The sequence below is a fragment of the Wolbachia pipientis genome, assembly GCF_001752665.1.
Lineage (GTDB): Bacteria > Pseudomonadota > Alphaproteobacteria > Rickettsiales > Anaplasmataceae > Wolbachia > Wolbachia pipientis_A.
In genome coordinates, this window is sequence record NZ_MJMG01000008.1 from 1 (window position 1) to 25,676 (window position 25,676).

The 25,676-nt window shown below is 31.7% G+C and carries 19 protein-coding genes, 1 tRNA gene and 1 pseudogene; 13 read left to right on the forward strand and 8 right to left on the reverse strand.

From position 1 onward, the window contains the following. Positions 1-43 precede the first annotated feature (43 nt). Positions 44-169: a PDZ domain-containing protein gene (locus BIY23_RS05685; RefSeq protein ID WP_390903702.1), complete on the forward strand. Its 126-nt coding sequence runs from the start codon at positions 44-46 to the stop codon at positions 167-169. A gap of 161 nt (positions 170-330) precedes the next feature. On the opposite strand, the gene BIY23_RS05690 is transcribed toward BIY23_RS05685, so the two are convergent. From BIY23_RS05690 to dcd, 3 genes are all read right to left on the reverse strand, one after another. Further along, positions 331-744: a PD-(D/E)XK nuclease family transposase gene (locus BIY23_RS05690; protein ID WP_390903703.1), complete on the reverse strand. Its 414-nt coding sequence runs from the start codon at positions 742-744 to the stop codon at positions 331-333. Between the two features lie 326 nt (positions 745-1,070). Continuing rightward, positions 1,071-2,858 (reverse strand): translation elongation factor 4, encoded by a 1,788-nt coding sequence (gene lepA, locus BIY23_RS03455; RefSeq protein WP_070065152.1) that lies wholly within the window; start codon positions 2,856-2,858, stop codon positions 1,071-1,073. 46 nt (positions 2,859-2,904) lie between these two features. Continuing rightward, positions 2,905-3,465 (reverse strand): dCTP deaminase, encoded by a 561-nt coding sequence (dcd, locus tag BIY23_RS03460; protein ID WP_070065153.1) that lies wholly within the window; start codon positions 3,463-3,465, stop codon positions 2,905-2,907. Between the two features lie 73 nt (positions 3,466-3,538). Between dcd and BIY23_RS03465 the strand changes: the two genes are divergently transcribed. The 3 genes from BIY23_RS03465 (at position 3,539) to BIY23_RS03475 (ending at position 5,956) form a co-directional block, all read left to right on the forward strand. Further along, a complete protein-coding gene (locus tag BIY23_RS03465) occupies positions 3,539-3,823 on the forward strand; it encodes an HU family DNA-binding protein (RefSeq protein ID WP_070065154.1) in 285 nt (94 codons plus the stop codon). After that, the gene (locus BIY23_RS03470) at positions 3,823-4,128 is read left to right on the forward strand and encodes a MerR family transcriptional regulator (RefSeq protein ID WP_070065155.1); all 306 of its coding nucleotides are present in this window, start codon (positions 3,823-3,825) and stop codon (positions 4,126-4,128) included. Before BIY23_RS03465 ends, BIY23_RS03470 begins: the two co-directional genes overlap by 1 nt. A gap of 64 nt (positions 4,129-4,192) precedes the next feature. Next, a complete protein-coding gene (locus tag BIY23_RS03475; protein ID WP_070065156.1) occupies positions 4,193-5,956 on the forward strand; it encodes a SurA N-terminal domain-containing protein in 1,764 nt (587 codons plus the stop codon). Positions 5,957-6,415: 459 nt separating this feature from the next. Here BIY23_RS03475 and BIY23_RS03480 read toward each other — a convergent pair whose 3' ends face one another. Further along, entirely contained in the window at positions 6,416-10,768 is a 4,353-nt protein-coding gene (locus tag BIY23_RS03480; RefSeq protein WP_070065157.1) for an ankyrin repeat domain-containing protein, read from the reverse strand. A gap of 411 nt (positions 10,769-11,179) precedes the next feature. Further along, the gene (gene dnaG / locus BIY23_RS03485) at positions 11,180-12,895 is read right to left on the reverse strand and encodes a DNA primase (protein ID WP_070065158.1); all 1,716 of its coding nucleotides are present in this window, start codon (positions 12,893-12,895) and stop codon (positions 11,180-11,182) included. 50 nt (positions 12,896-12,945) lie between these two features. Between dnaG and BIY23_RS05140 the strand changes: the two are divergent. Next, a pseudogene (locus BIY23_RS05140) lies at positions 12,946-13,107 on the forward strand (transposase family protein); the annotation flags it as partial. Positions 13,108-13,436: 329 nt separating this feature from the next. Here the strand turns inward: BIY23_RS05140 and BIY23_RS03490 are convergent. Further along, complete coding sequence (locus tag BIY23_RS03490; RefSeq protein WP_070065159.1) at positions 13,437-14,765, reverse strand: dihydroorotase; 1,329 nt, start codon at positions 14,763-14,765, stop codon at positions 13,437-13,439. Between the two features lie 119 nt (positions 14,766-14,884). Here BIY23_RS03490 and BIY23_RS03495 point away from each other — a divergent pair, with 119 nt between their 5' ends. From BIY23_RS03495 to ruvC, 3 genes are all read left to right on the forward strand, one after another. Continuing rightward, positions 14,885-15,568, forward strand: coding sequence for a hypothetical protein (locus BIY23_RS03495; protein WP_070065160.1), 684 nt, complete (start codon positions 14,885-14,887; stop codon positions 15,566-15,568). An 85-nt stretch (positions 15,569-15,653) separates the two neighbouring features. Further along, positions 15,654-16,466, forward strand: a complete 813-nt coding sequence (locus tag BIY23_RS03500) for a cytochrome c oxidase subunit 3 (RefSeq protein WP_070065161.1) — start codon at positions 15,654-15,656, stop codon at positions 16,464-16,466. Next, on the forward strand, positions 16,466-16,945 hold the full coding sequence (gene ruvC, locus BIY23_RS03505; RefSeq protein ID WP_070065162.1) for a crossover junction endodeoxyribonuclease RuvC: 480 nt from the start codon (positions 16,466-16,468) through the stop codon (positions 16,943-16,945). Before BIY23_RS03500 ends, ruvC begins: the two co-directional genes overlap by 1 nt. Positions 16,946-16,949: 4 nt before the next feature. On the opposite strand, the gene BIY23_RS03510 is transcribed toward ruvC, so the two are convergent. Further along, a complete protein-coding gene (locus BIY23_RS03510) occupies positions 16,950-18,053 on the reverse strand; it encodes a glutamine synthetase family protein (RefSeq protein ID WP_070065163.1) in 1,104 nt (367 codons plus the stop codon). A 99-nt stretch (positions 18,054-18,152) separates the two neighbouring features. On the opposite strand from BIY23_RS03510, the gene BIY23_RS03515 reads away from it, so the two are divergent. The 5 genes from BIY23_RS03515 (at position 18,153) to BIY23_RS05550 (ending at position 24,135) form a co-directional block, all read left to right on the forward strand. Next, positions 18,153-18,225, forward strand: a tRNA-Lys gene (locus BIY23_RS03515). Between the two features lie 15 nt (positions 18,226-18,240). Then, a complete protein-coding gene (gene nuoF / locus BIY23_RS03520) occupies positions 18,241-19,488 on the forward strand; it encodes an NADH-quinone oxidoreductase subunit NuoF (protein ID WP_070065164.1) in 1,248 nt (415 codons plus the stop codon). 12 nt (positions 19,489-19,500) lie between these two features. Then, complete coding sequence (locus tag BIY23_RS03525; RefSeq protein WP_070065165.1) at positions 19,501-20,715, forward strand: multidrug effflux MFS transporter; 1,215 nt, start codon at positions 19,501-19,503, stop codon at positions 20,713-20,715. Positions 20,716-20,749: 34 nt separating this feature from the next. Beyond that, a complete protein-coding gene (locus BIY23_RS03530) occupies positions 20,750-23,431 on the forward strand; it encodes an FAD-dependent oxidoreductase (RefSeq protein ID WP_070065166.1) in 2,682 nt (893 codons plus the stop codon). A gap of 572 nt (positions 23,432-24,003) precedes the next feature. Further along, a complete protein-coding gene (locus tag BIY23_RS05550) occupies positions 24,004-24,135 on the forward strand; it encodes a hypothetical protein (protein WP_261722513.1) in 132 nt (43 codons plus the stop codon). A gap of 33 nt (positions 24,136-24,168) precedes the next feature. Here BIY23_RS05550 and BIY23_RS03535 read toward each other — a convergent pair whose 3' ends face one another. Continuing rightward, positions 24,169-25,344 (reverse strand): ribonuclease D, encoded by a 1,176-nt coding sequence (locus BIY23_RS03535; protein WP_070065167.1) that lies wholly within the window; start codon positions 25,342-25,344, stop codon positions 24,169-24,171. Positions 25,345-25,676 lie beyond the last annotated feature (332 nt).

Consider the following 25,676-nt stretch of genomic DNA (forward strand, 5'->3'; position numbering starts at 1 on the left):
TAAATTTTCTACCTGATCACTATTCCTCACTTTTAAAGCGAAAATAAAGCCGGGGAGTGTAGCGATGCATAGCGGACTTCTTCACGTCGGGGATTGCATAATTGCAATCAATGGCACTTGCGTTGATTCCATGACAACTGAGGCCATTTTTTATTATTTTTTAGTTTAAAATTATCAGTATTAAACCGTAAAACAAATTTTTATTAGAAAAGATAAAATTTTTAAACTTACAAGTTAATTTCAGAATTTATTTCAGGAATTATTGGAATTTATTCGTGCCGCCGGCAATCAATTGAAGATCACAGTTGATCCAAACAATCGGATGGAAAATTATGTTGGAGTATACGGAGATGATTTGTTGAACTCTTCCGCGGCTTCCGATTCCGACTCCGGCGGCATTTTAGAGCTTTTGGTCGGGATTCTATGCATTCTGGTGGCCATCTTAGTCGGCATGCTTTTGTCTGGCCATTTTTTCCCGGCCAATTCAACAAGTAAGGCTCCAATGGTTGAACAAAGTGATGCTGCATATTTGCACAAACAAATCAGCGAGTTCCGCGACAAAATTGGCCAACTTAATGGTGTGATCGATTGCCAAAAGTCATTCNCTAAATCAAGTGATTTGAGGGCATCATTAAGTAATATGTCATTGAGAAAGTGGATGAGTATATCCTTATTTTTCTCTGTACCAAAAACACGTTTGAATGCAATGTCGTTTTTAATATCAAAGAATTTAGAAAGAGTCATAACAATACTCATAAATTATTCACTTCATTGTATACTACAAATGAGGAATATTCAACTACTTATATATAAAATTTTAATAAGGGATAGATAAGCCTTTTTGCCGATCTGTATTTTTACTTTCTTTCACCTGTTGCACAAAAGGTCTATTGCTTGAACCAGCCATTAAACATTTCTATATCACAAGGGCCTTAGAAGGTGTAGGAGCTATTATTTTTCCTTTACTCAGAGCTACAATCATACTAATTCTCTAACTTTTTACTCCAGATTTTAGTACATAAAATCTTTCTCCTTTTATGCAATATCCATAAGCATAGCTTTCCATATTATCAATCAGTAACTTTTAGTGCCTGAATAAATGCACTTTGTGGAATATTTATGTTTCCTATAGAATGTAACCTTTTTTTTCCTTTTTTTTGTTTTTCTAAAAGTTTCATTTTGCGTGTTACATCTCCACCATATAATTTAGCTGTCACATCTTTTCTATATGGATTAATTGTCTCTCTAGCAATTATCTTGCTACCAATTGCTGCTTGAATTGCAATTTTATATTGTTGGCGTGGTATTAAGTCTTTTAGTCTTGTGCATATTTCACGCCCTCTTTTTACTGCTCTACTGCTATGCACTATGCACGTTAGTGCATCTACTGGTTCTCCATTAATTAGAAAACTCAATTTATCTATTTCACTAGCCTTATAACAAGAAATTTCCCAATCTAAACTTGCATATCCTTTTGAAACAGATTTCAAGCGGTCATAAAAATCAAAAACGACTTCAGACAATGGTAATTTATATTTTAAAAGTGCTGTTGTTGTATATGATAAATCCTCTTGTTCCCCTCTCCTCTCCTCACATAATGATAATACTTCTCCTAAATATTGATCAGGAACCATGATAATTGCAGTAATCCATGGTTCCTCTACGGTTACAATCTTAGTTGGATCTGGCATATCACTTGGATTATGGATATCGATAATCTGATTGTTACGTATAGTAATTTTATATACAACACTTGGTGCAGTAGCTGTGAGATCAAGATCAAATTCACGCTCCAGCCTTTCTTGCACAACTTCAAGGTGTAACATGCCTAAGAAACCGCAACGAAATCCATACCCAAGTGCATTTGAGGTTTCCGCTTCAAAAGTAAAGCTAGAGTCATTTAAATGCAATTTTTCTAATGCCTCTCTTAAATACTGAAAATCATCTGTTTTATTAGGGAAAATACTACAAAACACTACAGGATGTACTTCTTTAAATCCTGGTAATGCTTCACTGCAAGGTCTTTTTTCTTCAGTAATGGTGTCACCAATTTTACAATCTGCTACTTTTTTGATTGAAGCAGTAATAAAACCAACTTCTCCCGTAGAAAGTTCATTAGTCATTACTTTTTTTGGGGTAAAGACTCCTATATTATCTACTTGATACGTAGCATTATTGGACATCATCATAATGCTCATGCCCTTTTTGAGTATTCCATTTTTAACGCACACTAAAATTACTACCCCTAAATAAGTATCATACCAACTATCAATCAAGAGTGCCTGTAATGACGCGTTTGTACTACCATTAGGCAGTGGAAGTTTATTGACTATAGCTTCTAATACATCTCTGATTCCATATCCAGTCTTGGCTGAGATTAATATTGCTTCATGTGCATCAATGCCTATCATTTCTTTAACTTGGTTTTTTACTTTTTCTGGATTTGCAGCTTGAAGATCAACTTTATTCAGCACTACTATTATTTCGTGATCATTTTCAATTGCTTTATAGACATTTGCAAGAGTTTTTGCTTCCACACCTTGACTGCTATCAATGACTAATATTGAACCTTCACATGCAGCTAGACTACGGCTTACTTCATATGAAAAATCAACGTGACCAGGAGTGTCTATAAGGTTTAGAAAATACTTATTGCCATCATTAGCTGTATAGTTTAATCTAACAGTTTGTGCTTTAATGGTAATTCCACGCTCGCGTTCTATATCCATAGAATCAAGAACTTGTGCGACCATTTCTCGCGCTTCAAGACCGTGACATTCCTCTATTAACCGGTCAGCAAGTGTCGACTTTCCATGATCTATATGTGCTATAATTGCAAAATTCCTTATATTTTTCACTGACTTATTTTATGGAAATCCCTTAGTTGTAAATGAATATATGCTTTTAATCAACAACTAATGGCAAAGTGATGCCATATTGATGCATATATTTGCCTTTCATATCACCATATGATTTTTCACATTCTCCTTCACCACTTAAAAATATAAACTGGCACGCCCCTTCATTAGCATAAATTTTTGCTGGAAGTGGTGTAGTATTAGAAAATTCTAATGTTACATGCCCTTCCCATTCAGGCTCCAGTGGTGTAACATTGACTATAATACCGCATCTTGCATATGTCGATTTACCTACACAAATGACTAAAACGTTCCGTGGTATACGGAAATACTCAACTGTACTAGCAAGAACAAAACTATTTGGTGGAATTATACATATATTTGTTTTTTTATCTACAAAGCTATTAATGGAAAAATTTTTTGGATCCACAACTTCTGAATTCACATTAGTAAAAACCTTAAATTCATCACCTACCCTTGCATCATACCCATAAGAAGATAGCCCAAAAGATATGACTCCTTTACTATTCTTATAACCAAGAAAAGGCTCTATCATACGCAAACTCTCTGCTTGCTCTTTTATCCATTTATCTGGCATAACGGACATCTAAAAATATAACCTAAATATAGACATTATCTTATAAGCAATTAATATTAATATTATACGTTAATTATGAATTATGGCAACTACAGTAACAAAAGCAAAAATAGTAGAAGAGATAAACCAAACAGTAGGATTACCAAAAGAAGAGATTTATTCAATAATAGACAGTATATTAAATGAGATAAAGTCCTATCTCATAAAGGATGGAATAGTAAAAATATCGTCATTTGGCACGTTTATAATCAATCACAAAAAAGATAGACCTGGAAATATTCCAAATACTGCGCAGAAGGTAGTAATCAAAGCAAGAAAATCAATTTCTTTTAGACCTTCAAAAACTATAAAAGGATTAATTAATTGATGAACAAAGAAAAATTACTTTTTACTATTGGGGAAGTAGCTCGCCAATTAAGTTTAGAACAACATGTTCTAAGATTTTGGGAAAGCCAATTTGGCCAGATCAAACCTGTAAAGTGTAAAAGTAGAAGATTATATGATAGAAAATGCATAGAAACTATAAAGACAATAAAACATATGTTATACGATAAAGGCTATACAATTAAAGGTGCGCAAAAGGAGCTAAAGAATAATAAAGAGCTGGAAGATAACTCTAGAAGCTTATTGAAAGAAATAAGGGATTGGTTAATTACTCAAATAAATGAGTAATTTGCATCAAGTTTACAATAACCAAATTATGATTATCCTATAGTTATGTATATTGTACTTATTTATGAATATTAAGAATTTTTGCATGAAGATTGGTACTCTTCTGCTGGCTTTTTTATTAATTTTTGTATACGTTAGTAATCTTATTATGGATTATGACAATAAGCAAAAGATTGTCGCTACAGTTGGAAATGAAGTCATCTTATTGGATGAATATAAACGATTATATCAAAATTATAGTAGTCAAATTTCTTCTGATGAAGAGCAAAAAATCTTAAAATATGATTTACTTGATATGATGATCAAGCATAAATTATTGTTTAACTTAATTCATGATCTAGGATTAGAAATTGGAGAAGAGTCAGTTACAAAACATATTCAAAACACGAAATACTTTCAGAATGATAAAGGTGAATTTGATAAAAAGATATTCTATACTACGCTAGATAGATTGCATATTACAGAGGATGAATATATATCACAGCTAAAAAAAAAGCTGCCACTTTTAATGTTTAATACTGTTATATTTAAGGAGAATTATCCAGTAACGTTTGGTACACAAATTGACAAACAAATATACAATCACCGTTACCAAACTAGAGTAGTTGATATTATAAAAATTACTAAGGATGCAGTAACAGATATACCTGAACCTGAAGAAAAAGACTTGCTTGATCTATATGAAGAGAACAAACCTAGTTTTCAATATCCAGAGTATAGAACAGCACAATATATTATTGTAGATTCAAAATACTTTGAAGACCTGGTAAACATTTCTGATGAAGAAGTTGAAAAAATAATCAATAAACAGGCTTTAAAAGATCAAAGAAATATACTCAATTTAATTTTTTCTACAAAAGAAGAGGCTGAACATACAAGAAAAGCCATTGAAGCTGGTGAAACTAGTTTTGAACAAATATCAAAACTTGAAGATATAAGAATAAACAATATAACAAAGGATTTCCTACCTACAGATAGTAGGGAAAAAGTTTTTTCTCTCAAAGAGGGAGATATCAGTCAGATTTTTAACAGCAGTTTTGGATGGCACTTGATCAAAGTTGAAAGTATACATCAAATATCAGATAACGATTTATTTGATTTAAAAGAAAAAATCAGATCAGCATTAATCAATCAAAAATCTTTTGAGAAGAAGAATGATTTTATCAATCAAGTAAATTATAAAATACATAATGGTTCAACTATAGAAGATATATCCAATGAATATAACTTACAACTACATACTATTGGGCCAGTGAGTGCTCAGCAGATGGAGCAAGATAGGAAAGATTTGACCAGTATTATTTCCTTTATTTTTTCCCGTAATAAAGATCAAAAAAGCTATTTCAATGATTTGGGTAAGGCTGTTGTAAGCGTAAAAGTCATTGAAATTATTCCTCCTAAATCACAAAGTTTTGAAGAGAGTAAGCCATTAGTACTTAAGCTTTGGCGTGATAAATCTACTGCAGGAAAACTATCTGAAATTGGAAGCCAGGTTGTAGAGCAATTAACCAATAAATTAAACGTAGAAGAAACGCAAGGCATAAAGTTAATTAAAGCACAACATATATACCGCAATAGTAGTGATTATCCTACTGCTTTTATAGAGAAAGTTTTTAATATAAAAAGAGTTGAATCAGTCACACATCCTATTCAATATAATGGTGAGATTATAGTAGGTATACTGAAAAAAATGCAGACATCAGAAGGAAAACTAGATGCTTTGAATACAGGAAAACGTATTATGATATCGCTACAAGAACAGTTAATCAATTATTTAGAGTCAGAATATAAAGTAACAATAGACCATTCAGTGCTTGACGGTATATAATGTATCAAAACTTTTTACGTAGTGTCATTCATATTCTGTAGTTGAATCCTTTGGTATTACTTAAAATAGTTACCTAAGACTAAACCTATTGCGAAAGCAAGGAAGAAAGTGTAAACAAGTAGTTTTGTGTATATGAAATGGGCATAAATTATAAAAAGCTCAAAAACAGGACAAGAATATTCAAGCAATTAACAGGAGTAGGCATCAAAGAATTTAGTAGAAGAAGTTAGTGCTGAGTGGGAGAAGGTTAAAAAGAATAAGAAAAAGAAACTGAAGAAATTCAATTATTTACTTCAATATTTTGTAGTGATCTATCTGTCAATGGATCATAAGAGATGTCAAATCAATAATTTTAGTATGTTTTTATACTGCTTCCTTGAAAAAATAAGGAAAATGGATAATATATTAATTTCTATCTTGTTAATATATTATCCATAAATAACTTGTATTAAATTTATTCTAGTTCTTGCCCTTTTTATGGATGGTCATATCACTTATTGAAGTAGAAACACATGCTTCTAAAGAAGTGCTCACACCTACGCTTTTTGCATTAGTAGTATTTTTTTTACTTAAATCCTTTTCAAGGATACCAATAAATTCTAATGCAATCCTATCGATTTCATTAGTATTTGCATTGTTGTCTAATAAAAAACTGATAGTGTGTTCACTTGCTCCAAGCACCATAGCCGCTTGTATAGCAGTAAAATCATTGTTAGGCTTTAGATTCATGAATTTCATACTTATTTCTTTATATATGTATGATACTGCAAAGAATTCTCTATTCAAAGAGAATAGTTTATCTGCTAATTCAAGATTTTCATCTAGCTTGAGGTACTGCCGAGCAGGCCAACCACAAGGACCAACTCTATTTGACGCTTTTTCCGTAAATTTTATACTCAAATCCTGAAAATCTTCTTCTGTTACTTCGTGCATAATCTTAAGTAATAGGCCTTCTTTAATCATATAATATGTTGCAGAATTACCTTGCTCATCAAATTCCTCAAGAGCTTTAGGAGTAATTTTAGGCATAACACTTTTAATAAACCAACTTATTTGTTGACTATTATTTATTGATAATCTCTGAATTATCGCATACAAAACATTAATATTTTCTAGTTCTTGCTCTAACATTTTTGAAGTGACTTTGCGAACAATAGTACCATTCATTATATCTAGTAACTCCTGCAAATCTTTAATATGATGAATAGTATTTTCCTCATCTAGATAATTTTTGATTAAGTTAGCAATTTCTGTATATCCTGATTCTTTAGCTAGATCCAATGCGATCTTATTGTCTTCATTACGTATTTCAGGATCTGCTCCTCTATACAGTAAAAGCCTTGTAATGTTTTTGTTCCCTCTACACCCTGTAATGTTTTTGTACCCTCTATCCGCAGCAATATTAAGAGGTGTATATTCATCACCATTTTTCTGATTAGGATTTGCTCCTTTTTCTAAGAAAAACTTAACCATAAGTTCATTTTCGCTACCTACAGCCAGATGAAGAGGTGTATCTCCTCTATCGTCCTGCTGATCAAGATCTGCTCCATTGTGTAGTAAAAGCTCAGCAACACTTTTGTACATCCCTATAGATACAGCACTAATGTGAAGAGGCATACGACCGTCGTTATCTTTCTCATGAACATTTGCGTTGTTGGCCAATAAAAGATCGACTATTTCTTCATCATCTTGTAATGCAGCTAGATGAAGTGGTGTATATCCATTACAGTTTTTCTGATTAACATCTGCTCCGTTTTTTATTATAAACTTAATGACGTTCATACGCTGCATGACGTCCATATGCTGCGTCTCTACAGCTGCATGCAGAGCAGTACTTTCGTTAAATGGAGCTGAAAAACAATCCTCTTGCTGTTTGGGTAACTTTAAGTTATTGTTAAATGACAATACTGTTTTAAGGAGATTAGGAGCCTTATTTAAGTAATGCCTAGGAGACCAACCACAAGGACCTATTCTATCTAATCCTTTTGAAGTAATTTTTTCACTAAAACTACGCAACCCTCCGTGTATTGTTTGATTGCTAGCTATCTTTTCTAATATATCACGTCTCATTATATAATATAATGCAGATTTACCTTGAGCATCATATTCATTAAGAGCTTGGCTACTAATCTTAGGTATAATCTCTTCTTGCAACCATTTCATTTGGTCCTCATTTTCTAATGAAATAAGCTTTATTACCGTACATAAGATATTTACATCTTCAGGTTTTGCATTACCAAGTTGTTGTTCCAGCATTTTTGAAGTGATTGCTCTACTATCTTTGCCATGCATTATGTTTAATAATGCTCTCGCATCCTTAATAAGGCTTTCCTCTTTTTCTTCTTTTATACCGCTCTTTTTTCTCTTTTTGCTCTTACGCTTCTCAGTTGATTCACTTTTTCTCATATTAATATCAGGTAATGCACTGGTTTTTTTATCATCAAAAGATGAAACATTAGCACTGCTCGTTGCAATATTTACTTCATCATAAGTATCTTGTTCTTTCATTATTGAAGAGAGTAAACTTTTTACTGGCTTACTCTTTTTATCTTTCAATATATCGACAAGCCTTTCAAGGCATTCCTGAGGATCTTCTCTTTTTAATCTTTCTATTATTTTATTATAAGCCAGCTCACAGAACTCTAATAATTTTTCTTCTGTTATTTTATCCTTTAACTTATCAATTTGTATTATCATATCCAACACTGAATCATAATTGTGCAGTTCCTCTTTTGAGATCGCCTCTGTATTTATATTAAAATGCTGCTCAACTTTCTTCTTAAATCCCTTTGTTGCTTCGTTTGCTTCACTTGTCTCAATAAAGTATAAATCAGCTGTTGTCCTTGTGACACCGTTACGTAGAACAGTCAAAGGTTGCACACACTTACAAGCCATATCCTTTGCTCTTCCTAGATCTTTTGGCTTGTGAGTAGCATTCTTTTCTGAAAGGATACTTAATAATTCTTTAAATTTCCTTATCTTCAACTTTTGTAACATCTTTTCAAGCACTAGCTCACTAAACCTAAATAATATTACGCTCTCAAATTCTAAACCTCGGTACTGTCCAGGATTCAATATTATTGCTTTTTTTGAAAATATCTTTTCTGCTTCTTCTCTAGCTGATTCATCAGGAATAAGTACTGCTATTTTCATTGAGGTTTTTGCTGCTTCCCTTAGTCTCTCTACCTCATTGATTACACTCCACTTACTCTGAAATTGTTCCACTAGTTCATATTTTTGATCTTTTAGTTCACATTTTTGATCTTTTTCAGGTTCTAAATCTTCGCACTGTTCAGGATTAAGTATTATTGCTTTTTCTAGAAATATCTTTTCTGCTTCTTGTCTTACTGTTTCATTAGTAATTAATATTGCTTTCGTTGAGGTGCTAGCTGCTTCCTTGAGTTCCTTTAACTCTCTTATTTCATTCTCTATGGTTTTATCATTGATTGTAATCCACTTGATATACCCATCATTTCCTTCATTATCTGCTGGTCCTTGTATACCTTGATAAAAAGAACCTCCTATTAATCCTCTCTTCCATTCTAGTATTTCATTTCCTAGATTATTAATATTACTAGGTGTTCTGTATCCATGCTTTAGTCTAAATTCTCGTAAATCAGGCTTACCATTTGATTTATGATGTAGCTCTCTAACATATTGTTGTGCTAGGTTAAAATCGTAAGATACACTCTGATCAGGATCCATGAAAAAGTAGATACTGCCATTTTCTTTTAAAAATGATTTTATTTTGTATAGTTCAGGTTTACTAAAATCTTGCGTTTCATCTACTATAACATAATCATATTTTGCATCATCTGCGATATTACTAATCTGGTCATTATCAAGTAGTGATAAATCACACTTTTTTTCATGTCTTAGGTGCTGCTTATATGAAGCTAATATCTCCTTATACTTATCCTTATCTAAACAATCATAGCTTTCTTTTTGTCCAATACTATAATCCTTATTACTGGTAAAAAAATTACTATATGACTTTCTTATATCTTCATATAGACAACGACCCATCTCATAGTTACTAAATTCTTTATACTCCTTATTTTTATTCAACCACTTTATAAATTCATCTTGACCACAGAATATCTCTAGAGTTATCTCGAGAGATAACTCTAGAGATAACTCTCGGACCATTAATTTTTCTAATGTTATGTAATCTATATTTGCTGCCTCTGAACATTGCTTTTCTACAAAAGAGACTAATTCTTTTGTTCTCGTGACATATAGACTTTTCTTTTCATGTTCATTTGCATTTTGATGTATCAGTAACTCTGCTATTGTTGTCTTTCCAGATCCTGGATTACCAATGACTGTAAAAATTGTAGGACGTGCAGTTTCTGCGTACAATATATCTACTTGTTCCTTATCTAATATTACAATCTTGTCATTTATATATGCATTCCATATTTCCGGTAACTTCTCTATTTTCGGTAGCTTCGCTTGATTTGTATCGCTGTTTCCAGAAGCTGCAACTACTTCTACTATATTGCCTTTAAATAGAGAATTGCTTTCATTTAAGTATTTAGATCTATCATATTCATGCTCTTCTAATATTTCTTGAACTACTAAGCAATCATTTTTACGTTCACAAATTGCTCGTACTTTCTTATTAAGCTTAAGAGCAAACAAATTATCCCTTAATTTTTCTGTTATAATTCTATCTTCTTTAAACTTTCTGATTATCTTGTCTATTGGATCTGAATTAAAGCTATAGCGCTTCTTATAGCGCTTCTTTAATATATCATTATTAACTGCTATACTGTTAACTTGTATTAACTTGAACTTCTCTACTGACATTTCTTACCCCTTACTATTAATAAAGCTGCTTACTATCAATTCTTGAATATAATTTCTATTACACCATTTACTCTACCATAATCTGTACAAAAAAAACAACAAGAAAAAAGATCTCTTGCGAAACAGAAAATTATTGCAAAAGAGTGAAAATGTCTCTTTTTGATAAAAATTTTCTTGTTTTAAAGGCTATACAGAGCCAACTTATAGCCCGTTCTTAATAGCCCGAAGATATGTATTTAGGAGGGCTAGATGCGCAGAGCGGCATATAGTAAGGAAGAAGGCAATGGAAGCTTTAGATGCAGGAGAAAGCAGAGAGATGATAACACAGAGGTTTAAAATAGGAAAAACTCCCTATTTTTGTCCTTATGTTATCTACCTGAGATTGGCAATCACATTTTTTGTTCGTAGAACTTAAGCGGAAGTTTTTATAAACTTCATTTGCATCTCTTGTATACTGTTTTTAATCTGTTCTATTTGAATAATTAACTCTGCTTCTATATCAAGATTACCACTTAATCTTGCTTCAGTCTTTTCCTGTTCTAACAAGCTTAACTCTTGTAATAGCATTACATTGTGCCACATGTTTTTTGCAGATATCTCATCAATTAACTGACTATTTAATATTTGAGTTTTTTGTAAAATAATGTTTACAATATTACTATGCTCTAATAGCACTGCTTTATTCAGCTCTTTATCTTTACTTGTTAAATTAATTATATTGTGTTGCAATTGCTCAAGACTTACGTCTGTAAATTCAAAATCAGAAAATTGTTCAAAAAATATAGGGTGATTTAAAATTGCAGGAAATTCCATGATAATACGTAGTATTATCATTTGATTCTGTTCTAGTTGAATTAACTCAGGTGACTTATTATGTAAATATTCACTCTTTATTGGTGTTTGTTTTTTCAAATTTTTGCTATTAATTTTACTATAGAAATAATTTTTATAATATCTACGTATGTTTATGCTGTTGATAGCATTAATGTATTGTATAAATTTATGTTCGATCATTGAAGATCGTTCTGGGGACAGTGTTATATATTGATACTGTGTGTTTATATGGTTCCATAAATATTCGGAATGTAACATTGTCAAATTATTTAAAATAGTTAGTACATCTTGCCCTTTGTACTGCATTTCATCACATATATCATATGGATCTTTATCACTTGGCAAAGTGATAAATTTCAATGTATATCCAGGTTCCAAAATTGAAAGAGCTAATTCAGCAATTCTGATAGAAGCATTATATCCTGCATTGTCACCATCCATACAAATAGATATCTCGTTGGTAAATTTCCATAGACTTCTTATTTGATCTAAAGAAATCGCTGTTCCAAGAGGAGCAACTGTGTTAGTAATGCCTGCTTGATGTAGTGCTATTACATCTGTATATCCTTCAACTACAAAAACGTTTTGTTTCTTGCGTATTTCAGCTAAAGCAAGATTTAATCCGTACAAGTTTTCCTTTTTTTTAAAAAGTCTATTTTCTGGACTATTGAGGTATTTTGGATGTTGTGTGTTGTTAAGTGCACGTCCGCCAAAAGCTATGATCTTTCCAAAAATATTATATATTGGAAATATTAATCTATCATGAAAGTAATCATGATAATTTTTAGTTATCAATCCAACACTAGTAAGGACACTATCCTCAATGCCCAAACTATTCAGATGTTGTTTTAAACCAGAATTTGGTGCGTATCCTATTTTAAATTCTTCAATTATTTCATTTGATATTCTACGTTGTTTTAGATAATGCATTGCGTCTCGATTGTTCTGTGTAAACCAATTTGCTGCTAGTTCAAGTATTGAAAAGAATTTGTTGTGTGTGTCTACGTAGGTTTTTTTAGGTAATTCAACTCCTGCAATAGATGCTAACCTTTGTACTGCATCTTTAAAGTTTAATCCTTCAGTTTGTGAAATAAACTCAAATATATCTCCATGAGCAGAGCAACCGAAACAATAATATAACCCCTTAGTATCAGTTACTGAAAAAGATGGGGTTTTTTCACGATGAAACGGACACAAACCAACAAAATTATTTCCTCTTCTTATTAGTTTAACTTTTTGACTTACTACGTCAGATAATAATAACCTAGATTTGATTAAATTGATGTAATCCATGAATTATAAAACTGTTACACAATTTATTGTAATTGAAATGACTAAAACTACAAAGGTATCGTAAGAAACCTTTAACACCAGAGCAGAAAGAACATAATAAGAAATTAGCATCATTAAGGATGAAAAGAGAACATAAGATTAGGCAAATAAAGATTTTCAAAATTATGTCACATGTTTACCGTAATTTTCANAANAAANACANAAAAGAGTAAAAAATGTCTCTTTTTGATAAAATTTTCCTTTTCTTATTCTTGCACTCATCTCATCCTTATTTCTTCTTCTGACATTTCGCAATGGGTCTACTATTTTATGGAAATAGCAGCAAAAAAGGAGAGAAAAAGAACATGGAGGAAAGACTCTATCAGCACTTGGGGAGATATAAGCTATCAAACTATAAACATTTCGCAAAAGGTCTATTTTTATCATCTTCGGACTATTAAGGAAATTGCTATAGCATACTAAGACATTTTGATACATTACCCGATTCTAGAGTTGAACGGACCCAAAGATATCCGTTACAAAAGAGACCCATTAGAAGAAATTATATTTTTAAAGAATAAATAGTTTTACCAGAAATAATTGTGCGCATTACTCGTCCTTTTGCTTTGTACCGATCGAAAGGAGAATTTTTTGCTTTACTTGCAAAGTTTTCAACTTTAATTTCCCATTCATGGTTTAGATCAACTAAAATTAGATCTGCTATAAGATTTTTGCCTATACGTCCACGTGGTATACGTATTATATCTGCAGGTTTGTATGTAAGCTTTGCTAATATTTCCATTAGATCCATCTCTTTATTGTGATATAGTTGAAGCGATAATGGCAACAAAGTTTCTAGGCCTACAATACCAAAAGAAGCACTTTCAAGTGGTAAATCTTTGGCACTATGTTCATGTGGTGCATGATCAGTAGCAATACAATCTATCGTACCATTTTTTAAGCCTTCAACCATAGCTAAGCGATCTTCCTCTGTGCGCAGTGGGGGATTCATTTTTGCGATTGTTCCGTACTGTAGCACTGCATCTTCAGTAAGAGTAAAATGATGTGGAGCAACTTCACACGTAACATTTAATCCCAAACTCTTTGCATACGCAACTGCTTCCAAAGAATCTTTAGATGAAACATGTAGAACATGGTAATGTACATTTTCAATATCTTTCATTAATAGTATATCACGCGTTACCATGATTGACTCTGATGCGCTTAAAATACCTTTTATTCCTAATTCTTCAGAAATTTTACCTGCATTAATTGCACCACCATCTGATAGACATAAGTCCTCTGCATGTTGAGCAATTGGAACATCAAGCATACTTGAATATAGTAATGCTTGCCGCATTAATAGAGAATTTGTGACTGGCATACCATCATCAGTAAAGCCAACTACTCCCTCCTCTTTTAATAACGCCATTTCTGTTAATTTTTTTTCTTGTGTTGTAATTTTTGCATAGCATTTAATATTTACATATGAGGTTTCAAGAGCTCTATATTTTATGTATCTTGCTAAAAGTACGTTATCAATTGCTGGAATAGTATTAGGTTGGCATACAACTGTGGTTACACCTCCTGCAGCAGCAGATTTGCTTCCTGTTTGTATAGTTTCTTTATGTTCTTGTCCTGGTTCACGAAAATGTACATGAATATCAATTAATCCTGGCATCAGGATTAATCCTTTACAATCTACTACTGCATCTACTCCACTAGGTATTTTATGTGAAATACCAAATTCTATAATTTTGTTACCACATGTTAAAAGAAATGAATTTTGTATATCGAGCTTGGTAGAAGGGTCAATGATACGAGCATTGATATATACAATTTTATAGCCTTCTCTTTGTCCTGTTTGCAATAAATCCCAAGTCTGATCCATATATTTTAAATGTAACTATAAGGAAACTAAAAGATTATAAGATAAAAAGCAATTTAATTAATCTATTTTTAATAGATACCGTATTACACTTTAATAGTGTTTAAATGTTAGAGGTAAAAATGAATGATAATGAATTAAAAAATGCACAATATAGTGATTTTATTAAAAAGCTATCAAATGTAGTATCTGTAGGGAATGTGCTAAGAGTTGCAGCAACATTAGCAGCTTTTACGTTACTTAGTCCTATGGTTGGAATAATAGTTGGAAGTGTAGCACTTGCAGATGCCAAATTAGATGGTAAACTTTATGACACAGCAAAGAATGCGTTATTCGGTAAGGACAGCAATGAACATGTAAATAATAGTGGGCACACTACCCTTTTAGGCAATGCACTGAGAGTAGGCTTAACAATTGCAGCTTTTACATTGCTAAGTCCTATAGCTGGAATAGTGGTTGGTGTTCTTGCATTTTTGGATCACAAGTCAAATGGTAAATTATTTGAAGCAGGAAAGGATATATTGGAAAGTATATATCAAGATATTAAAACTGTTTTATCATTGGCCAGAAAATCAGAAGTACAAATACCAAAAGATAAATTTAATGAGAGTAATATCACTAAAGAACAGGTGAGTGCTACAAAAGAAACAAAAATAAATGGAATGACAGAAGAACTAAAAGATAAATTAACTAACAATCTGAAATTTCAAGAGATGATGAAACCATTAGGAAAAGATTTCTCTGTCAGATCTACGAGTGATAAGATCAATACTGAACAACATACAGTTCAGGGTAGATCGCGTTAATTTTAAGACCTTTAGTTTTGTATAAAGGTCTATTAATTGACAATTTTAAGCTAAATTATATTATAAATATTATTGAATATTTTATATGGCCAGCAGTGAACATTACAGTCTAGAACATTTAAGTCCTTGGCCGATAGCTTTATCAGCAGCAGTTCTTATTCTTATTTTGGGTATAGTAAGTATAATAACTGATCAATTTTTTGGAGTTCCTATTTTGGCATTAGGAGTTATTACGTTATTATGGACACTATTCTGTTGGTGGAAAGACGTCATTGCAGAAGCTAAATTGTATACTTATGCTCTAAAACACGGATTGAAGATAGCAATGTATTTATTTATATTTTCAGAAATAATATTTTTTGCAGCATTTTTTTGCTCATTTTTTAAAGCTTGGCTTGATCCTGTATTTATACTTGAAGCATTCACGCCAACCAAAAAAGTTCAATGGCCTCCTGAAGGAGTATTTCCTCCTGATCCATGGTCACTTCCGTTTATGAATACCTTAATATTATTGCTTTCAGGCACAGCTATTACCGGAGCTCACCATTATCTACGTGAAAATGACATGAAAAATACTGCTAATATGCTGCTTATTACCATATCGCTAGGTGTATTCTTTATAATAGTACAGGCTATTGAATATTATGAGGCAAATTTTTCTTTAAAAGAAACAGGAAACAAATTAATCTATATATCTCACTTTTATATGATTACAGGAGTACACTGTATGCATGTTATAATAGGTGTAGTGTTTCTAGTAATATGTTGGTTAAGAACATTACGAGGGCATTTTACATCTCAAAATCATTTATGCTTTGAATTTGCATCATGGTATTGGCATTTTGTAGATATAGTCTGGCTTTTTCTATTTATATTTGTTTATTGGTTAAGCATTTAATGACTAAAATAATAGGATTAGATCCTGGAATCAGTAATACAGGATGGGCCATTATTAAAATAAATGGAAAATCTAATGTTGAATTTTTAAGTAGTGGTACTATCTCAACTAATACTAATCAGAATATAGGTGAACGCCTACGTACAATTTTTGATCAATTAAATGATCTAATCTCTTTTTATTCTCCAGATATAGCAGCAATAGAAAAAATTTTTGTTAATAAAAATCCTAAATCTTCCCTTACTTTAGGTTATGCAAGGGGTATAGCAATCCTGACATTAAATATAGCAAAAGTGCCAATAAATGAATATGACGCTAATTATATAAAAAAAAGCATTACTGGTAATGGACATGCTAATAAAAGCCAGATTTTATTTATGGTAAAGCAAATAATTAGTAATATAGATATAAAGTGTCATCATGCTGCAGATGCTCTAGCTACAGCTGTTTGTCATGCTTATTCTGCAGCTATAATGTGAGTTTTTATATATTATAATAATGTAAGAATTCTGCAGGATGTAAAATATCTTCTATTTTCTTAATCTCTTCTTGTTTAGTTCTAATATATTTATCGATCTGTTCGTTGGTAAATACATTTTCTTTCAATAAAAATTCTCTATCTTGGTCCAATGTTTCTAACGCCTCACGTAAAGAACGAGCTGGTTGTAGTTCTGTAATATTAATTTTGTTTTGTATACCATCTAAACCTGCCATTAATATGGCAGCTGTACATAAATAAGGATTTGCTATTGCATCTGGAAAAGATAATTTAAGCTCTGAAGAACAGGTCAATGATTTTCTATAGCTATTTATAGTAGGATTAGAGTAAGCATTTATTGCTTTGATATGTTTCATTACACCACCTACATAATGGGAGTATATGTCAGATAAATTTTTATTATGCTTTAGTAATAAGTAGTCTAAAGATAAACGGTTACTGTTATCTTGTAATATTGGATTAGGCATAAAAGTTACAGTTTTGCCGTAAGAATGAGCTACATTGCGTATTACATGTTTAGATTTCTGGATATTATCTGTACTTTCTAAAAAACTGCTGTATCCAACCTTTATTACACCTTGAAAAGATGAAGTGCTTTTATGATAAAGTGAATTTTCTATATTACTTTCTTTCATCATTAGTAATATTTCTGATCTTAAATCAGACAATGGATCTAGATTAGAATTTAAGCTACTGCATTCATTATTGCTATGTTTTTTTATGCTTAAATAATCTTCTACAGGGCTTAACTTTATATGCAAATCATTGTTAAGTTTTACTTCGTCAAAAATAGAAAACCATATTTTAAAACTAGATTGTATATTATCTATAATTCCTGTGGAGAGTATGTGGTCATACGCTTTTTTAGCTATTAAACGTGAACCATAATCACATAATATGACAGCTGTTGACTGTACACAAAATGGATCGAGAAATATTGTTTTTATATCTGGCGATAATTTGACATCATTAATTACTTTATCATCAGCGATATATGTTGTACTGAAAGATTTCCCAGCTAGATCTGTAAAACGTAAATCGATAAATTTTACGGAATTTTGGTCAAAGAAATTCTTTAAGTCTATCATATAAAAGCAAAGGTGAAAGCAAACTATAATGTAATGGTACATCACTTTTCGTTTGATTAAAACAAATAAAAACTGTATTAATACTGCCAAGAGGCGTATGATCCCGTAGCTCAGTTGGTAGAGCACTTGACTTTTAATCAAGGTGTCGCGCGTTCGAATCGCGCCGGGATCACTTAGAGTATCATAAATGTTAAAAGAACAAGATAGAATATTTACTAATTTAAATGGCAAAGAAAGTCCTCTGTTATGTTATGCAAAAAAGCGAGAAGCTTGGAAGAGAACTAAGGAATTCTTAGACTTAGATCCAGCACAGATTATTGATGAAGTCAAAAAATCTGGTTTGAGAGGTAGAGGTGGTGCAGGTTTTTTAACTGGCTTGAAGTGGAGCTTTATGCCGAAACATAGCGCTAAATCATATTTAGTAGTAAATGCAGATGAATCAGAACCAGGTACATGTAAGGATAGAGATATTTTACGCTATGAGCCGCATAAGTTATTAGAAGGGATATTATTAGCTAGTAAAGCTATTAATGCGTCTACTGCATATATTTATATCAGAGGTGAATTTTATAACGAATACTTAGTCTTAAATAACGCACTAGATGAAGCCTATAGAGAAGGTTTGATAGGGGAAAATGCATGTAAATCAGGTTACAACCTTGATATATTTATTCATAGAGGGGCTGGTGCTTATATATGTGGAGAGGAAACAGCTCAGCTTGAGTCTATAGAAGGTAAGAAGGGATTTCCTCGTATTAAGCCGCCATTTCCAGCAAATATTGGGCTTTTTGGTTGTCCAACAACGATAAATAATGTTGAAACTATAGCAATGATTCCTGATATTCTTAATCGTGGAAGTAAGTGGTTCTCATCTCTTGGCAAACCAAACAATACTGGCACCAAGATATTTTGTATTTCAGGGCATGTAAATAATCCGTGTAATGTTGAAGAAGAATTAGGAATTCCATTGCGTGAATTGATTGAAAGATACGCTGGTGGAGTATGTGGTGGCTGGGATAATTTGCTTGCTGTAATACCAGGTGGAGCGTCATCTCCACTAATTCCAAAATCTATCTGTGATACTGTAGAAATGGATTTCGATTCATTAAAAATAGTATATTCTGCTCTCGGTACTGCTGCAATAATAGTAATGGATAAATCAACTGATATAATAGCTGCAATAGAGAGATTATCATACTTTTTTATGCATGAGTCTTGCGGACAATGTACGCCATGCCGTGAAGGTACTGGATGGATATGGAGGATTATGAAGAGAATGGTTACTGGGAATATTAGGTCTGACGAGATAGATAAGTTGCTTGATCTCACAACACAGATAGAGGGACATACTATATGTGCACTTGGAGATGCTGCAGCTTGGCCTATACAGGGACTTATTAGACACTTTCGTCATGTTATTGAAGACAGAATTTAGTTATACCTAATAATGGCAATTTCTTCACAAAGTATTATTTCCCTGATTGTTGTATTATCTGTAACAGTTGCTGATATGTCGACTGATTTATATTCAGTAGCATTATCACATATTGCAGATTATTTTAATGTAGATGGCAATATTGTACAGTTTACTTTGACTTGTAATTTAACAGGGATTGCTTTATCTGGCTTGATTTATGGTCCATTATCAGATTATTATGGCAGACGCCCAATTATGTTGGTTGGTATGGCAATTTTCACCATTGCTAGCTGTATATGTTGTATAGCAGATGATATAATACTTTTGATCTTAGCTCGTTTTCTTCAAGGAATAGGATCAGGTGTTGCAAGTGTAATCGGGTACGCAACAATCAGGGATATGTATTCAGGTATTGAATATTCAAAAGTAATTTCAAAATTAAATATGGTAGTTGCACTGTCACCTTGCATTGCTCCAGTAGTGGGCAGTCATATTATAAAATGGGGCTGCAATTGGCGGTTTTTGTTTTTTATCATATTTTTAACAACTACTATAATGTTTTGTTTAATTTATTTCAAGTTAAAAGAAACACTCATTATTAAACATAATAAAGCTAGTATCAACCACATAATTATTCGTATTTTGAAGCAGTATCTTCTTTTATTCAGGAATTACCGCTTTCTTGGATTTGCTGTAATTCAAGGATTAACATTTATGTGGCTTTGGGCATATATAGCAAATTATCCATTTATATTTAAATATCTGAAAATAAAAGATGAATATTTTGGATATCTAATATCAATTATGGTATCATTTTATATGATAGGTGCTTTAATCAATAGAAAATATGTTTCAAAAATAGGTATAAATAAAATGTTAACTATAGGGCTTATACTGCCGATAATATCTGATGGTTCTTTATTAATATATTATTATTCTATTGGTCATTTAAATTTGTACATTCTTGAAATAGCATGGATTCTGAGTAATATAGGAATTGCATTTATAATAAGCAATAATGTAACTCTTGCTTTTGGGGAAATAAATGATATAGGTTTTGGTAGTGCTTTTATTTCTTTTTGTGATATGGCATTTGGTGCTACTGGAATATATATAGTAGGGAAATTTTTTCATTACAATGTTTTACCGAATCTGGTATTGACAGTAATATGCTCTATTACCGCAATTGTAATATATAGTTTACTTCATATGGCTAAGTATACCAATAATCAGCTTAAAATATAGTTGTTATAATTTTATTTTGCCCTGTTTAATATCAATGCAGCTAAATTTTAATATTTTATTTTCAGACCTATACTCACGTTCTGGTCTAATCAAACTTGATAGAGTATTTTTACATTATATCAAATCATATGATAAAGTTTTATTCAATTTATTAATTGAAAGTAGAAAAAATAAGATTGGTAATAGTCAGATAATAATAGATTTGTCATATTTGCTAGACGAGTTTATAGCAAAACTTTTTAATATAGAAAAGGAGGTGGATGCATTAAAAAAAAGACATAATAATTTTACTGTAATATATAAGTGTAAAAGGCTTTTTGTTCAGCGCTATGCGCTTAAAAAGTACGCGAATACAGCAATAGATATTAATTATGTTATTAGTAAATTAAATCATTTATTTAGTTTACCAATAACAGAACAAACATTTGCTGAGCAAGTTATGTACTGGTTTGAAAATCGGGAAGATTACCAATACGAAATAGAGCTTGCTGCACAATATGCAGCTTGGAGAGTAGAAAATAAAAGCAATATACTATTTAGTACGTATAAAAAAATTAACCATGAAAATCTTGTGTCATGTTCTGAGAAGGAAACCGGGACAGATAAAGTAAAAGTACTTTATTCAGATGAAATAAAAAGGCGTTATGGATTTGATTTGACAAGTAAGAAGCCTCGTTTAAATGAAGCATTAGATAATGCACATTATTGCATATTTTGCCACAAACAAAATAAAGATAGTTGTTCAAAAGGATTAATAGAAAATGGTGATTCTTTTAAAAAATCTCCATTAAAAGTTGAGTTACATGGTTGTCCATTAGCACAAAAGATATCTGAAATGAATTTAATTAAAAGTGAAGGATATAGCATAGCAAGCCTTGCAATTATAATGATAGACAATCCATTGTGTGCTGCAACAGGACACAGAATATGCAACGACTGTATGAATTCATGCATATATCAAAAGCAAGAACCTGTAAATATTCCAATGATTGAAAGCAAAATTCTTGATGATGTACTTAATTTACCATATGGATTTGAAGTATATTCTTTGTTAAGTCGTTGGAATCCTTTGAATTTTCAGCGTCCATTCCCGAAAGCAGAAACTGGAAAAAACATCTTAGTTGTTGGCCTTGGTCCTGCAGGTTTTAATTTATCACATCATCTATTAAATGATGGACATAATATTATAGCCATTGATGGGTTAAAAATTGAGCCTTTATTGGATGATTTTCAACCAATTAGAGATTTTAAGTACGAAAAATTAAGTGAACGTATAGCAAGTGGATTTGGTGGAGTCGCAGAATATGGTATTACTTCTCGATGGGATAAAAATTATTTAAAAATTATTAGGTTGCTATTAGAAAGACGTAAGAACTTTGCTATTTATGGAGGCATACGTTTTGGCGGCACAATAACTGTAGATGATACGTTTGATTTGGGATTTGACCATATTGCTTTAGCCATTGGTTCAGGTAAACCTAAGATGATAAAAATAAGAAATATGCTAGCTAATATGGCTTCTGACTTTTTAATGTCATTGCAATTGACTGGTGCTATGAATTTTAATTCTGTAACAAATCTGCAAGTACGTATGCCTATAGTTATTATAGGAGGTGGACTGACTGCAATTGACACTGCAACAGAAGCAATGGCTTATTATCCTATACAAATTGAAAAGTTCCTTTCTCGATATGAGGTGCTAGTTAATAAATATGGGAAAGATGAAGTTGAAAAAGATTGGACGAAAGAAGAGCATGAAATTGCCAATGAGTTTATCTCACATGCAAAGCTAATTAGACAAGAGTACGAAATTGCGAAGCAGAATGGGAGAAAACCCAGAATATTAGAATTAATGCAGAATTGGGGAGGAGTAAAAATAGTCTATAGAAAGCGCTTAAAGGATTCTCCAAGCTATAGGGTAAATAGTGAAGAGGTACAAAATGCGTTATCAGAAGGAGTCTATTTTATTGAAAATTTAGAACCAATTGAAATTGTTGCTGATAGGTATAATAATGCTGAAAAGCTAAAATTAATAGACAGTATATCTGGTAAAGTAAAATATATAAAGGCCCGTTCTATTTTTATAGCTGCTGGTTCTGAACCTAATACAGTTATTGCAGATGAAGATAAAAAACATTTTAAATTAAAAAACGGTTATTTTATCCATATAGATTCAGCAGGAAGAGAGGTAGAACATATATTTTCTCCCAAAATGTCAAATAAAGATAGAATATTCATATATAAGAAAAATGATAAGGCCATCAGCTTTTTTGGTGATATGCATCCCTCATATATGGGGAGTGTAGTAAGGGCTATGGCTAGTGCTAAAAATGGTTACCCTATTATTTCACGGCTTTTAAGTATGAAAAAATCTAGGAATAATATAGGGTTTTTTGATAAAATAAAGGAGCAATTAACTGCAAGAGTTGTCAAAATTACATACTTAACAAGCAAAGTGGTAGAAATAATAATTAAAGCACCAATTGCTGCAAAAAATTTTCAACCAGGACAGTTTTTCAGGCTTCAGAATTTCTACAGGAAAAATAGTCTTGCTATGGAAGGTATAGCTGTTACTGGTGCTGCCGTTGACTTAGAAAAAGGTATCATTTCTACTATTGTGCTTGAGACTGGTGGGTCCACTAATTTGTGTAAGTTTTTACAAGAAGGCGAGCAAGTGGTTTTGATGGGCCCTACAGGCAGCCCTACTGAATTTTAAATAACTTTAGAAATTAGAGGGTGTCTTGAAAATCAGACTAGAACTTTTGTACAAGAGAAGTTCTAATCATGGAAAAAAGATTTTCTAGTCTCACAAAGGATCTTTACTTAATCGTCGATAACGGCTCATCCAAGCAAAAGTACGTCCAACATCGAGGCAATACTTTATAGTATATTCCATAACAGTGCGAATGGATCATAAAAAAGTAGTTTTTCCTATTTTAAATTTCTGTGCTACCATCTCCATAGTTTCTCTTGCATCCAAAGCTTCCATTGCCTTCTTCCTTACTGCTGGCATCTAATTCTCCTAGATACATATCTTCGAGCTATTCAGGAAAGGGCTATAGCAGATTGATACACAGTTACTTTACTAATTTCACAGTATATTGTTTGTTTCATTCCCTAANTCACATGTTTACCGTAATTTTCAGAAGAAACACAATATGAGATTCAATATCATTGCTGAATCTTCAATACTCTTTCTTGCACTCATTTCATCCTTATTGCTTCTTTTGGTATTTCGCAATGGGTCTTGTGTACAATGCACGTGAAACAAATTAAATGGGGTAGTGTATGCCTAATAATGAAAAATCGAGTAATTTCATCAATAATCTTGATAAACAAGGTTTGAGGCAAATGTTAAAAATTAGAAGTAATCGGCTTGATAGCAGCACAAAATTATCATCAACAAATCTCTCTCGGTAATTGAGCAGTATAATAGAGATTTGTGAGTTAACTTTATAACACTGATTCTTCACTCTTAAGATGCATCATATTATCACTAGATTTAGTTATTGAAATTTTAAATTGTGAGTCATTATTTATAAAAGACTTAATGGATTTACCAAAAAAATCATATCTCCATCCCTTGAATAAAGTATCTGTACATCCAGACATAGATTTAGCCATATCTTCTTTTGATATTACTAATTTTCTTGATATATCGTTGTCTCTACATTTACTATCCAAAATAATCGATAACATATCAAACACAGGTTTATCATAATTATACAATGGAATATTGTTATATTGTGATATATTCTGTTCATGTTCGTAAAAGATATCTATAAATTCTAATAAATCTTCACTGTTTACATTTCTAGCATTGTTCTTGAGATACTCTAGAATCTCATCTACACGTTCTAATGATCTGTCAATCAAACTATTTACTACAATATTATTAATAATCATATTACGGTTTATATTATACCTTTGTGCTAGAATTTCTCGCCATTCAACTATTGCCTTAATAGCCATTGGAGTAACTTCACAGTTAAAATGAAATTTTTTCCATACTTCTCTTGGGTTATGTGTATACCTATTTATATCGTTGATTACGTTAATCTCTTCTTGAAACCAGTCAGCTCTCTTTTTTGCTTCAAGTTGATCACATAATATCTGATATAAATCATAGAGATAGGTGACATCATTTATAGCGTAGTCTAGTTGCTCTAAGGATAATGGGCGTTTTAACCAATTTGAATTTTTAGCTGTAATTTTATCTATCTCTATGCCCATATATTGTTCTACCAATTTTGAGTAACCAATAAAATTGTAATAATAGTTACAAAACATGGCAGCAATTTGAGTATCAAAGATAGGTGACGGGATTTCTTGAAAGAGAGTTAATAATGATTCTATGTCATGTCTACAACTATGAAACACTTTAATTATATTCTTATTCAGCATTATTGCCTCAATGGCAGATAAATTCATGCCAGGTGTTAACACATCTACAATAAAGCTTTCCGCTCCGTAAGAGATTTGGATCAGTGATAACTTTGGATAATATATTATGTTGTTTCTCATAAATTCCGTATCAACAGCTATAAAGTCCGGTTTTTTTGCCATCAATCTTCCACATACATCTTCAAGATCCAACGTGTTGTTAATTAATAAATGTTGTTGTGTCATCTACAATTTCAGTAAGTTCCTTTCATAACTATTTCAAAAATATATTTATGTGTCATGATTATAGCATTGTTATTCTATTATAATAGGCCTTTAATGAAATTTTTCGTATAGCTACTTATATAGCTAGTACTGCTCACTGTAACAATTTACCAAAAGATTTTGTGTTGCTTTCTGATATTGACCATACTATCATACAGAATGCATGCTATTTCAGTTCTGATAATTTTATTGGAAGACCCGTACCTGGTTGATCAGGTAACTTGCGCCAGAAAAGCTACTTTGCATTAAGGGAAGTACATCAGGATTTTAAGCATTATGGATACTCAATTGTT